Annotated in this window: 13 protein-coding genes; 11 read left to right on the top strand and 2 right to left on the bottom strand. The window is 26.8% G+C overall.

Annotation, left to right across the window (positions count from 1 at the left end):
- From AC07E4_RS07020 to AC07E4_RS07030, 3 genes are all read left to right on the top strand, one after another.
- Window positions 1-342 (top strand): hypothetical protein (locus tag AC07E4_RS07020; protein ID WP_478216009.1); only part of this gene is annotated, 342 nt, incomplete at its 5' end.
- A 62-nt stretch (window positions 343-404) separates the two neighbouring features.
- The gene (locus AC07E4_RS07025) at window positions 405-617 is read left to right on the top strand and encodes a hypothetical protein (protein WP_040330834.1); all 213 of its coding nucleotides are present in this window, start codon (window positions 405-407) and stop codon (window positions 615-617) included.
- A gap of 303 nt (window positions 618-920) precedes the next feature.
- Window positions 921-2,060, top strand: a complete 1,140-nt coding sequence (locus tag AC07E4_RS07030; RefSeq protein WP_478216010.1) for a hypothetical protein — start codon at window positions 921-923, stop codon at window positions 2,058-2,060.
- Window positions 2,061-2,194: 134 nt separating this feature from the next.
- Here AC07E4_RS07030 and AC07E4_RS07035 read toward each other — a convergent pair whose 3' ends face one another.
- The gene (locus AC07E4_RS07035; RefSeq protein ID WP_478216011.1) at window positions 2,195-3,130 is read right to left on the bottom strand and encodes a VCBS repeat-containing protein; all 936 of its coding nucleotides are present in this window, start codon (window positions 3,128-3,130) and stop codon (window positions 2,195-2,197) included.
- Between the two features lie 132 nt (window positions 3,131-3,262).
- Window positions 3,263-3,697 carry a transcriptional regulator PerR gene (gene perR, locus AC07E4_RS07040; RefSeq protein ID WP_040329634.1) on the bottom strand — a complete coding sequence of 145 codons (435 nt, stop codon included), beginning with the start codon at window positions 3,695-3,697 and terminating at the stop codon, window positions 3,263-3,265.
- Between the two features lie 345 nt (window positions 3,698-4,042).
- On the opposite strand from perR, the gene AC07E4_RS07045 reads away from it, so the two are divergent.
- The 8 genes from AC07E4_RS07045 (at window position 4,043) to AC07E4_RS07080 (ending at window position 12,375) form a co-directional block, all read left to right on the top strand.
- On the top strand, window positions 4,043-5,416 hold the full coding sequence (locus tag AC07E4_RS07045; protein ID WP_040329633.1) for a PhoH family protein: 1,374 nt from the start codon (window positions 4,043-4,045) through the stop codon (window positions 5,414-5,416).
- 472 nt (window positions 5,417-5,888) lie between these two features.
- On the top strand, window positions 5,889-6,935 hold the full coding sequence (locus tag AC07E4_RS07050) for a phosphodiester glycosidase family protein (protein WP_478216012.1): 1,047 nt from the start codon (window positions 5,889-5,891) through the stop codon (window positions 6,933-6,935).
- Window positions 6,936-6,950: 15 nt separating this feature from the next.
- Complete coding sequence (locus tag AC07E4_RS07055; protein WP_478216013.1) at window positions 6,951-8,099, top strand: hypothetical protein; 1,149 nt, start codon at window positions 6,951-6,953, stop codon at window positions 8,097-8,099.
- A 191-nt stretch (window positions 8,100-8,290) separates the two neighbouring features.
- The gene (locus AC07E4_RS07060; protein WP_040329629.1) at window positions 8,291-8,941 is read left to right on the top strand and encodes a site-2 protease family protein; all 651 of its coding nucleotides are present in this window, start codon (window positions 8,291-8,293) and stop codon (window positions 8,939-8,941) included.
- A 126-nt stretch (window positions 8,942-9,067) separates the two neighbouring features.
- A complete protein-coding gene (locus AC07E4_RS07065; RefSeq protein ID WP_040329628.1) occupies window positions 9,068-9,610 on the top strand; it encodes a sigma-70 family RNA polymerase sigma factor in 543 nt (180 codons plus the stop codon).
- A gap of 5 nt (window positions 9,611-9,615) precedes the next feature.
- Window positions 9,616-10,635: a DUF4179 domain-containing protein gene (locus tag AC07E4_RS07070; protein ID WP_430830717.1), complete on the top strand. Its 1,020-nt coding sequence runs from the start codon at window positions 9,616-9,618 to the stop codon at window positions 10,633-10,635.
- An 86-nt stretch (window positions 10,636-10,721) separates the two neighbouring features.
- Entirely contained in the window at window positions 10,722-11,588 is an 867-nt protein-coding gene (gene rbsK, locus AC07E4_RS07075; RefSeq protein ID WP_478216014.1) for a ribokinase, read from the top strand.
- 91 nt (window positions 11,589-11,679) lie between these two features.
- The gene (locus AC07E4_RS07080) at window positions 11,680-12,375 is read left to right on the top strand and encodes a nitrite/sulfite reductase domain-containing protein (RefSeq protein ID WP_478216015.1); all 696 of its coding nucleotides are present in this window, start codon (window positions 11,680-11,682) and stop codon (window positions 12,373-12,375) included.
- Window positions 12,376-12,384: the final 9 nt, after the last annotated feature.

Raw genomic sequence — 12,384 nt, forward strand, 5'->3', positions numbered from 1 at the left:
AATGGTTATGGAAACAACGGTGGTGGATGTAATAATATCTGGAGTCCATGTGTTATCATTTTGATAATAGCAATATTTTATTATCAAGGCTTATTAAACACTAGGAACTGTAAAGATAACTCAGCAAGGAATGCATTAGTATTACTATTCTTATTCTTATTATGCAGTGGATGCTGTGGCGGCAATAGAGGATGCAATAATTATGCAAATAATAATATGCCATACTACCCACAACAAATGATGTGTTGTGCACCAACAATGAAATGCTGTATGCCAACAATGAAATGCTGTAGACCAGCAATGAAATGTTGTATGCCAGCAATGAAATGCTGTTGTAATTAACCTTGCTAATGTTATAGATAGTTACACTCTATATCAACTAAAGATTGAAAGGAGTAGATATTATGTATGGCAATAGGTGTACAGGATTATTCTTACTATTGTTAGTTATAATAATTTTAAATCAAGGAAACTTATTGAATTCAAATTGTGAAGCAGGAAAATCAACAATGACATTGATACTAATAGTATGGTTATGGATATATTGCTGCTCACGTAACAGAAATAATAATAATAATATACCATATTACCCATGTAGAAGAGTTTGCTGTTGTTAATATTTTAAAACTAAAGATTACTAATCGCAATAAAACCATGGCCCATGTTGGGGGGTTTGAGGTAAAGATAAGATTTTTAGCAGTCCATGTGAAAACATGGATTGCTTTTTAAGATAATATATTAGTACATATAGATATAAGCTATAAAACATATAAGATAAACTCAAAAATTAAGATTACTAAAGGAGAGTTTAGAATTATAGAAAAACATTGTAGAAGAAATAAATATAAGAGTAGAAGAATTTTGAAAATATAAGACTAGTTAAAGTGAAAAGAAAGTATCTTAATTAAAGAGGTGATTATATGGGAAAACATAAACATAGAAAGAAAAGAGATAATGAGCAAGTATATTACGATAATTATCAAATGAATGGGGGGATGAATCCACAAATGAATGGGGGAATGAACCCACAAATGAATGGAGGAATGAACCCACAAATGAATGGAGGAATGAACCCACAAATGAATGGAGGAATGAACCCACAAATGAATGGAGGAATGAACCCACAAATGAATGGAGGAATGAATCCGCAAATGAATGGAGGAATGAATCCGCAAATGAATGGAGGAATGAACCCACAAATGAATGGGGGAATGAATCCACAAATGAATTGGGGTATGAATCCACAAATGAATGGAAATCCTTTTGCAAATATGTTTGGTGGACTTGATATGATGGGACTTTTAGGAGCGTTGACTGGAACAGGAAGAGGCGGTGGAGGCGGAAATGGTGATATTGTATCTAATTTAATTTCTGCATTCATGGGAAATGGTAACATGGATAATGCACCAATGAATAATGACATGAATAATAATAATCAAAATCAAAATCAAAATGGAAATCCTTTTGGAGGGTTTGATTTTAGTGAATTAGCTAAAATTGTAAGTAGTTTTATGGGGAATGAACAAGCAGCGACTAATGATGAAGTTGTTAGAGAAGAAAGAAGACCAGATAACAGCAATCCCATAAATAGTTTTTCAGCAGTATTTAGTGCAGTTTCACCGAAAGATATTGAGGCATTTCAAGGAGTAATAGGTAATTTGTTTAATGCAGCTCAAAGTGCTATAAATCAAACATTAAATATAGATGATATTTTTGGAGGAGTAAACTTAGGTAAGGTTGCAGATAACTTGAAAGAAAATGAAATTTATAAGACAAAAGTTGATGATATTGATTTAGATTTGGATAATTTGAGTTTAAATTCACTTAACGAAAATTTAAATAGTGAAAATTCAGATATAATAGATGTAGAAGATGTAGTTGAGGTTGGGGATGAAAAAGAAGAAATATCACAAAATGAAACAAAAAAAGAAAATAATCAAGGTAGCAGAAAATTTACTGAAGAGGAACTATACGATATTATAAAAATACTTATACAACTTATAGAACCATATAAGCTAGAATTATTAAAAAATTTTCTTAAAGAAAATGCAGCAAAATAGGAAAAAAGTGAATAAAAAAATTTAAATAGGCAATATTATATAATGTAATAGGAGTTGAAATCTCCATTAACCAAAGATTTTTTCTTTGGTTACCCCCCATCCCCCTTGGGACCGTAATAGGTCCCTTTTTTTATTTAAAAACTTATATCTAATGAGGTAATTTTATACTCAAAATTTGGAGAAGCTACATTTGATTTTGTAACTATTAAATCTACAGTAAAATTTTTAATTTTATTTTTATCACTTTCATCAATACCTTTAAAATTTAAAGTCCAACTAAATTCATAAGGTTCATTTTTTTCATCGTAAGAAATATCTTTAAAAAAGCAATCCTGAAGTTTATATACATGATTATTATTAGCTATGGTATACAGTGAAGTAATAGAATTATATGAAATATTAGAACTAAAATAATCAGGAACATCCAAATTTTCATAAGGAAAACTTTCTATTAGATTTATAAATTCAGAAACACAATTATTGCCAACAAAATTGCTAGGATATGAATAAGCATATTCTTTTAATTCTTTGTTTACTAATAAGTAGCTTTTTAAAATCATAGTACCATTTTGAAAGTTACCACTTATTACTTTAGGTGTTTTTCCATTTGAATCATCTAAAAAGCCAAGTATATTATTTTTTGCTGAAAATATATTCTCATATTTATTGTTATTAAAAATAAATAGATGTTGTATTGGAGTTTCATTAAAAGAAGATTGGGTAAAAATTTCTTTTAAATTATCTCTAGAAATATCTTTTACTGTTAGACGCATAGGCCAATAAGTTTTATGTTCGCCTAAAGTAGACAAATCTTTAGAAGGATCTAAACTTAGGCTATCCTCATTATTCAAATTGACTTGAATTAAATATTCAGATGAATCGGTTTTAATATATAAAACATCCTTTTTTCCATCTCCATTAAAATCTTCATTAATAGTAAGGTTTTTATCAATAGCTTTAAATGTAGGAAGAGTTTTCATAGAATTGGTATTAAATATTATTATAATTATGGATAAAATCATTATAATAAAATATGCTGATTTTAGAACCATATTTTTTTTTGACTTCATAAACAGTCCTCCTTATATTGAAAATATGAAATCTCTTTATTTATGAAGTATATGAAGAATAAATAATTTTATGCAAAAAATCGATGACTAATACTAGCCATCGATTAAAATATTTGCTTAATTTGTAGATAATTAAGATTCCTCATCTGTATTCATTTTATTTTTACATTCATTACATAATCCATAAAAATATACTCTGTTAAATAATACATCATAATTAGTGTATTTAGTTATTTCATTATTTAAGTGAGTAAATGAAACATCACAAATATCATCAACTTTAGAACATTCAATACATTGAATATGAGGGTGTGGTTCTACATTGGCATCATACCTAAAGTTACCTTCACCAACATTTAACTCTTGGATCAAATTAACAGACACAAGAACCTTTAAAGTTTTATATACCGTAGCAAGACTCATAGTAGGATAATCTTCTTGTAATGCTTTATATATAGCCTCTGCTGAAGGATGCTCTGTAGTAGAACATAAATATTTGTATACAGCTATACGTTGAGGGGTAAGTTTAAGCTTTTTTTCTTTGAAAATATGCGTAAAATTTAGCATAGTCACCATCCTCTTTTAATAATCAGTATAAAATTTATTACTATTATAATTATTATATAATAAAAACTATTAATTATCAATAACTAGTTGTTGCATAATCATTACATAATAATAAAATTATGCTAATAATATTACAAAATTTAGAATTTACTTATATAAATTTATATTAAAATAGAAAATAGTTAGAATAAATGTTAAAATTTAAATATATATATTCATTTATTAAAAAACTCTCATATATTAGTAGTATAAATATATTTGTATAAAATTTGGAAAAAAACTTATGCAATAAGAATATGTATTATATATAAATATATTTACTATATGAGAGGGGGAATATATGCTGTGAAAAAAACCTATGTGTTAGATACTAATGTTATTTTATATTCGGCAACAGCTATATTATCTTTTGGGGACAATGATGTTGTAATACCAGAGGTTGTACTTGAAGAACTAGATAATTTTAAAAAAGATAAAGGTGAGCTAGGTTCAAATGCTAGGCAAGCATCTAGAATGTTAGATGCATTAAGAAAGCAAGGAGCATTAGTTGAAGGTGTTGAACTTCCAAATGGAGGGAAGATAAGAGTAGAAATGAATCATCATGATACAGTGATACCAGTATCATGGGATAAGAGTAAAGCAGATAATAGAATAATTCAAGTGTGTAAGGGATTAAAAGAGCTTGGTGAGGATGTAGTTCTAATAACTAAAGATATATTTGAGAGAATAAAAGCAGATACAGTAAGTATAAAGAGTGACGATTATTATGAAACTGAGGTTCCAGAGAATGATCAATATACTGGAAGGATAGAATTATATTTGCCTTTTGAAAAAATAGATAGTTTTTATTCAAACAAATTTATTAATGCTGAAAATCTTTTAAGTTATGATAATGAAACAGAAGATTATTATGAACCACATTTATACACAAATCAATTTGTGTTACTTCATAGTATAGAAAACCCTAAACAAACTGCTCTTGGTAGGTATGATGGAAAAAGAATAGTTCCACTTTATTTTAAGGATGTAAAGCCTATGGGAATATCACCAAGAAATATAGGACAAAAATTTATGATAGAGGCTTTATGCACAGATGCATCTAAAGCCCCACTAGTAATAATAAAAGGACCGGCTGGAACTGCTAAAACTTTATTTTCTTTAGCAGTTGGGCTTCAAAAAATATTTGAAGAAAATATCAATGAATATAGGAGAATATTAGTGTGTAGACCTAATGTTACAATGGACGAAGAAATAGGTTTTTTACCAGGAACAGAAGAAGAGAAAATAGCACCATTTATGAGACCTATATTTGACAATTTAGAAATATTGGTAGATTCAGATGAAAATGAAAGATATAAAAATGAAAAAGAACTTCAAGATAAAGTTAAAGAGGTATTTGATCGTAGAATAATAGTTACTGAAGCTGTAGCTTATTTAAGAGGAAGATCAATTGTTAAAAATTGGCTTATAATTGATGAAGCGCAAAATCTTTCTCCAAAACAAATAAAAGCGATAACTACTAGAGTAGGCGAAGGAACAAAACTTATATTAATAGGTGACCCAGATCAAATAGATCATCCATTCATGGATTCAAGATCAAATGGATTATGCTATGCATCTGAAAAGATGAAAGGTAGTGAGTTATGTTATCAAATAACTTTAAAATTTGATGAATGTGAAAGATCACCACTAGCATTTGAAGCCGCAAGAAAATTGTAGAAAAAATAAATAGTTAAAATTGATTTATTCTGTTAAAACTTAAAAAAAATTTTTAAAATATACTATTAAAAATTAATTATATATTTATAAGTAGTGAATTATGCTATAGTTTAATAGTGAAATAAACTTAAAAACAATTTAAAATATAATTGTAAGTTAGAGATTATTTCCTATGTTATATATGAAAATATATAAATTAAATTTAGTCATAAATTCACTACTTTTATTTAAATAAAATATGTATAATCTACAATATATTAGATCTGATTTTACTAAAATCAGTCTTAATTTCAAACTATATCATAAATATGAAACGATTTAGTAACATAATTGTAATTGATTTTTTTTCATTTCTACGATATTATATTATTGTTTTACAACATAGAATTACATGATTAGATACAGTTGTATAATTTAATAATTTAATTTGAATAATTTCTTAAAATTTTTAAATTTAAAAAGGAAGGTTAGGATGAAGGAGAATAAAAGCAAATCAAATGCAAAAAATAGAAATATAAAAAAGAAAAATGTAAAAAAGAAAAAAAGTAGATTTAAAATAATAATGGGATTTTTACTATTTGAAATAGTTTTTACAGGGGTTACGGCTCCACTTATAGCTTATAATGGTCCTTTTACTAATGTTAGGGATACACTTGTAACAACTGCCATGACAACACTTAGTCATCAATGGATAGCAACTACATTTTTAAGTGAAGAGAAAATCAATGAAATAATGGGAAATCAAGCAATAAAGACTATAGCACAGGATAATTCTAAAAGTGGTGTAGTTATTGAAAAGAAAAATGATCGCAAAATTTTATTAGAGGAAGTAAATAGTAATAAGTTTAAAGGTTATTTACTTACAATAAATGATCCAACAAGATTAAAAGTTGGATATTCTTCACAACTAGATAATGGAATTGGTGAACTTACAAGTGAAATAGCTATAAATAATGATGCTATAGCAGCAATTAATGGTGGTGGATTTACTGATAAATCTACTGGTGAAGAGTGGACAGGAACTGGTGGAAGTCCTACTGGATTATTAATGAGCAATGGAAAGATTGAACATAATGATTTATCAAGTGCTGATGAGAAAAGAGAAATGGTTGCATTTAGAGATGATGGAACTTTACTTGTTGGAAACTATAGCTTAAATGAATTACAAGAGCAGAATGTTTTAAATGCTGTAAGTTTTGGACCAGCACTTATAGTAAATGGTGAAAAAACTATAGGTGAAGGTTCAACTGGTGGTTGGGGGATTGCTCCAAGAACTGCAATAGGTCAAAAAGCAGATGGAACTATACTATTATTAGTTATAGATGGTAGACAACTAACTTCTACTGGTGCAAACTTAAAGGATGTTCAAGACATATTATATGAAAATGGTGCAGTTACGGCGAGTAACTTAGATGGTGGATCTTCTACTACTATGTTTTATAATGGAGAAGTTATAAATAGTCCATCAGATACATTAGGTGAAAGAACTGTTCCATCAGTTATATATGTAGAAAAATAGATTAAGGAGAAATATATGAAAGCGGTAAAGACATTAGTAATTTGGGCAGGAATATCTTTAGCCATTCAATTTCTGGGGTTTTCATACATAGATAAGGTATACTTAAATTCTGAAAATAATTTAAAAACAACCAAAATAGAGGAAATAGATGGTACAGAAAAAAAGGAAAAGCAAGGACCGGTAAAAGTTAAGGTTCCTAAAACAGCTGAAGATATTTCAATATCTAGTAATTTAAAATATATATCATATTTAGAAAATGGAAAGTTGGTATTAAAAACTGTAGATGAAAAATCTAATTTTTCTTATGAAAAAGAAGATGGAGCTGAAATAATTTATTATAAGTGGGTTCCATCTAGAGATAGAATTATTACAGCAGAAAAAATATCTAGTTATCAAGGTAATAAAATTGTTCTTTTTTCATATGATTTAAAAAAGGATGAGAAATCAGAAATAGATAAAATTGATATTTATGATGAAAATACAAAAGTAGATAATATAGAAATGTCAGTTTTGACAGGTCTTACATATGTAAAGTTAGTAGATCCTTCAAATGTAAGTTATATATATAGATTTGATAGAATGAGAGGAAATCTATTGATGGATACTGTTCCTAAACATATAAGTAATGTAGCAACGCTTGAAAAAGAAGCAGTGTTATATTATGAGGGTGAGGTTTACAATGCTGTATATGAATCAACAGTTTATAATATAGATAAGACTAATAAGGGAACAAGAAATCATCAAATTATAATTGATGGAGCAGAGAGATTATCATTATTAGGAACAGATTCTGAAAGTAATTTGTATTTAGGAAAAGTAGAAAATAATTTAATTACTAAAATATATTATAAGTCTGTAGAATGTAATAAAGAAACTAATGAAAACAGTAATTATCAATATGAAAATAAAGAAGATGAATCAGATTCAGGAATATCATACAACAGTGAAGATTTTAAATCAGTTAATATGAATAAGCCTGCTAAGAGGGAGAATATACATGTTACCAAAGAAGGTCAAGTATATGTACATGATATTCAAAATAAAACTATAACAGATGAAATGAATGGAAAAGAAGTATCTTATGAAGGCGAATTCTTAGGATTTGAAGAGTCAGGAATACTAGTAAAACAAGGTGATATTGTAACTATTGTAGATTATGAATAGACTATAAATAAAATTAAGGATAGAATTTCTATCCTTAATTTTATTATTAAATTGAATTTAAAGAATTTAATGTGGTATATTTATAGAAATATATATTTAAAATTGGAATTTAGCAAAAAATTATTTTATATTATTATTGTAAATTCAACTTTAAAACTCTAGATAAAGTAGAAAAGGAGTGAGATTTTTGTATGAGTAATAGGATATTAGGAACTATATTATTAATTCCAGCTATATTAGTAGCAATAACCTTTCATGAATATGCACATGCATGGATGGCAGTAAAATTAGGAGATGATACTCCTAAATATCAAGGAAGGTTAACATTAGATCCATTAGCACATATAGATATAGCAGGATTTGTTATGATGTTAATTTTCCATTTTGGATGGGGAAAAGCTGTGCAGACAAATCCTAATAATTTCAAAAATTATTATAAGGATGATTTAAAAGTATCTATAGCAGGACCACTAGCTAATTTCTTCTGTGCAATAGTTGGTGTAGTTTTGATGAACATACTTTATATATTACCAATATCACACAATAACAATTTATATATTATAATTAATCAAATAGTATATAATGTTGCTTTTTATAATTGTTTATGGATGATACTTAATTTGTTACCATTACCTGGATTTGATGGTTTTCATATATTAAGAGATTTATTTCCAAAACAATTCTTTAAATTCTCAGATAATATATACAGATATCAATTTATTATATTAATAGTTATGATAATGCCTATATTTGGAGGATATTCATTATTAAGTTTATTAATTAGTAGACCAGCAAGTTATATTTTTTACTCAATTGTAAAAATAGTAGGAATGATATTTTAGTAAAAAGCTACAATAAAATTTTAAATTTTATTGTAGCTTTTTTATATATTTATGATAAGTTTATGATGAAATAATCGTATTAATATATGAATTAATAAAAAAATAAAGTTAGGAGGTGCTCAAAGTATGAATGATAAAGAGATAATAAGTTATATAAAGCATAAGAAGGAAAAAGGAATTGAATTATTAGTAAATGAGTATGGAGCACTAATGAAATTCATAATTAATAAGCAATTAGGAATGTTAAATGATTTTACAGAAGAGTGTTTAAATGACGTATTACTTCTTATATGGAATAATATTGAAAGCTTTGATGAATCTAAAAATCAGTTTAAAAACTGGATAGGGGCAATATCTAAATACAAAGCTATTGATTATAAAAGAAAATATATAAAATATTTAAACTATGAAAACATTGAAAATTTAAATATAGTGAGTTCACAAAAAGTTGATACTGATTTATTGAATGAAGAGTTAAAAGAAGAGGTAGCAGATTTATTAAAGAATTTAAATGAGACAGATAGAGAAATATTCAAAAAATACTATTTAAAAGAAGAGAGTATAAAGGAAATAGCTAGAGAGATGAAAATTAAGGATACTTCAATTTACAATAAACTGTCTAGAGGAAGAAGAAAAATTAGAGGTATTATGGAATCATTTTGGAGGTGATTTATTTGAAAAATAATTTTGAGATATTTAATGAAATAAATATAGACTTAGATGAATATGAAGTTACTGAAATTAGTGAATTAGAAAAGGAAAAAATGAAAAGAAAGTTTATAAATACAACAAAAACTAATACTAAGAAAAGATATAGAAAAGTGGCTGCAAGTGTAGCCATTATATGTATAATTGCATTAGTTGGAGTTTTTTCTAATGAAGATGTACTAGCAAGAATGAATGTATTAGGAACAAAAATTGAGGACTTTTTATATAAAAATGACGGAGAATTAGATAAATATAAAACTATAATAGGAACAACTATAGAAAATGATGGAGTGAAAATAACATTAAAGGAAGTTATTATAGACGATGGTCAAATAATAATAAATAGTTTAGTTGATATTTCAAAGTTAAAAGAGCAAGATGAAAGATTAAAAAGAGAAAATTTAATTTTAGTTAATTCAGTACCTAGAATTTATATAGATGGAAAATATATAAAATCTGGAGGAGGTACATCAGAAATGAATACTGATGGAACAATAAATCTTTTTTTCACAGGGAATACTAAAAGTTCGAGAATAGGGAAAAACTATGATATAGAAATAATATATGATAATCTATATATAGAGGCAGGAGAGAACTTAGAGTATCACAAAAATATAGAAAATGTGTGGAATTTTAAATTTGAAGCAAGTGGAAAAGAGATAATAAAAGAAATTAATGAAATAAAAATTAATAAAAGCATAGAGATAATGGATACAACAATAAATTTATCTAAAATAAGAATTTCGCCTGTTTCACTTAAATTATATTACAATGTAAATTTATTTAAAGATGGATATGATATTGTTGAATTTAAAATAGAAGATGAGAATGGAAAAGAATTATTTATGGAAGGTTCTAATGGTAAATTTAAAAGGACGAGGGCAATATATAATATAAATAAAGATGTAAAAAAAGTAAAACTAATTCCATATGTAGGAGAAAAAACTTTTAGAGAAAAAGCTATTGATATAGATCTAGATAAATAAAACTATGTAATTATCATCAAAAATTATAATGAGAAAACTAAATATTAAAATAGTATATAAAATAAATAATAGGAGAAGAAGAAAATATGAAAATAGCAGTTGTAGGAAGTATTAATGCAGACTTAATCACAAAAACAAGTAAAGTGCCAAAGCCAGGTGAGACAATAACAGGATTAGAGTTTTTTATTGGTGAAGGTGGAAAAGGGTTAAATCAAGCTGTTGCAGCATCAAGAGTAGAAAGTGATGTAACGTTATTTGGAGCAATAGGGAAAGATTCAAATGGAGAATTTTTGTTAAATTCTATGAAGAAAAATAAAGTTAAATTGGAGTATATAAATATATGTGAAAACACCAAAACAGGTGTGGCAAATATAGTTTTATGTAATGGTGAAAATTCTATAATAGTAGTTCAAGGCGCAAACAAAGAATGTACACCACATTATGTGAATTCTGTAAAAAAACATATATTAGAATGTGATGTAATAATAATGCAATTAGAAATACCTATGGATACAGTAAAGGAAGTTATTAATTTTGCATATGAAAATAATAAAATAATTATATTAAATCCTGCACCAGCACTAAAAATGGATAAAGCATTATTACAAAAAGTAAATTATATAATCCCTAATGAGCATGAATATAAAATACTTTTTGATACAAATGAACCAATTGATGAAATTTTAAAGAAATATCCTAAGAAATTAATAATAACAAATGGTGACAAAGGTGTATGGTATTGTGAGAATAACGAAGTGATTAATATTAAAGCGCCTAAAGTAGAGGTAGTAGATACTACAGGTGCTGGAGATACATTTATAGGAACATTTGCTAGTGCAATAGCAAAAAGTGTTTCATTGAACGAGGCTATAGAATTTGGTGTAAAATGCTCAAGTATATCAGTAACAAAATTAGGTGCACAAGGTGGTATGCCTTATTTAAAAGATATATAGTACTAAAAATCTATAATGTAACTTAAGTTACATTATAGATTTTTACTTTTATGATATACTTAATAAAAAAATATATATAGGAGTTGAATTTATGGGAAATCATTATGGAAATTTACAAAAAATAAGAGATGGAAATAGAACATATGCAATAACTCCACATATACCAGGCGGCTTTATAACACCTAAAAATTTAAAAAAGATAGCAGAAGTAGCAGAAAAATATAATGGTGTTTTAAAAATAAATTCTGGGCAAAGAATTATGATTACAAATTTAAAAGAAGAAGATTTGAAAAGTATATGGGATGAATTGGAAATGGAACCGGCAGTAAAAAATCAATACTCTGTGAAGAATGTTGAAATATGCCCAGCGGGCTTTTGTAAAAGAGTGAGATATAATACTATGCCATTAGCCATGAGGATAAGCAAAGATTTTCATGGGATGGAAGTACCTAATAGAACGAAAATAGGAGTTGCTGGATGCAGAAATGCTTGTGGGAGTGTTTATGCTAAAGATTTAGGTGTCATAGCAGATTACAATGGTAAATTAATAGTTGTAGCTGGTGGATCTGCTGGATATCATCAGAGAATGGCAAATATAATAAAGTCTGAGCTAAATGAAAATGAGGCATATAATTTAGTTAAAGTTATATTAGAATATTATAAGGAAAATGCTGAATTTGGGGAAAAACTAGGTGTTTTTATTGATAGAATAGGTGCTGAAGTGTTTAGAAAGGATGTTATACAAAAGGCTAACTTAGAATATACAGAAAATAATGTTATAATTTAAAATAGAAAA

The organism is Clostridium amazonense (genome assembly GCF_056431285.1).

What these genes read in the sequence shown, in the direction of transcription:
- AC07E4_RS07050 (WP_478216012.1), top strand. Translation starts at nt 5,889, where the DNA reads ATGAAGGAGAATAAAAGCAAATCAAATGCAAAAAATAGAAATATAAAA.
- AC07E4_RS07030 (WP_478216010.1), top strand. Translation starts at nt 921, where the DNA reads ATGGGAAAACATAAACATAGAAAGAAAAGAGATAATGAGCAAGTATAT.
- AC07E4_RS07065 (WP_040329628.1), top strand. Translation starts at nt 9,068, where the DNA reads ATGAATGATAAAGAGATAATAAGTTATATAAAGCATAAGAAGGAAAAA.
- AC07E4_RS07060 (WP_040329629.1), top strand. Translation starts at nt 8,291, where the DNA reads ATGAGTAATAGGATATTAGGAACTATATTATTAATTCCAGCTATATTA.
- AC07E4_RS07055 (WP_478216013.1), top strand. Translation starts at nt 6,951, where the DNA reads ATGAAAGCGGTAAAGACATTAGTAATTTGGGCAGGAATATCTTTAGCC.
- perR (WP_040329634.1), bottom strand. Translation starts at nt 3,697, where the DNA reads ATGCTAAATTTTACGCATATTTTCAAAGAAAAAAAGCTTAAACTTACC.
- AC07E4_RS07035 (WP_478216011.1), bottom strand. Translation starts at nt 3,130, where the DNA reads ATGAAGTCAAAAAAAAATATGGTTCTAAAATCAGCATATTTTATTATA.
- AC07E4_RS07025 (WP_040330834.1), top strand. Translation starts at nt 405, where the DNA reads ATGTATGGCAATAGGTGTACAGGATTATTCTTACTATTGTTAGTTATA.
- rbsK (WP_478216014.1), top strand. Translation starts at nt 10,722, where the DNA reads ATGAAAATAGCAGTTGTAGGAAGTATTAATGCAGACTTAATCACAAAA.
- AC07E4_RS07080 (WP_478216015.1), top strand. Translation starts at nt 11,680, where the DNA reads ATGGGAAATCATTATGGAAATTTACAAAAAATAAGAGATGGAAATAGA.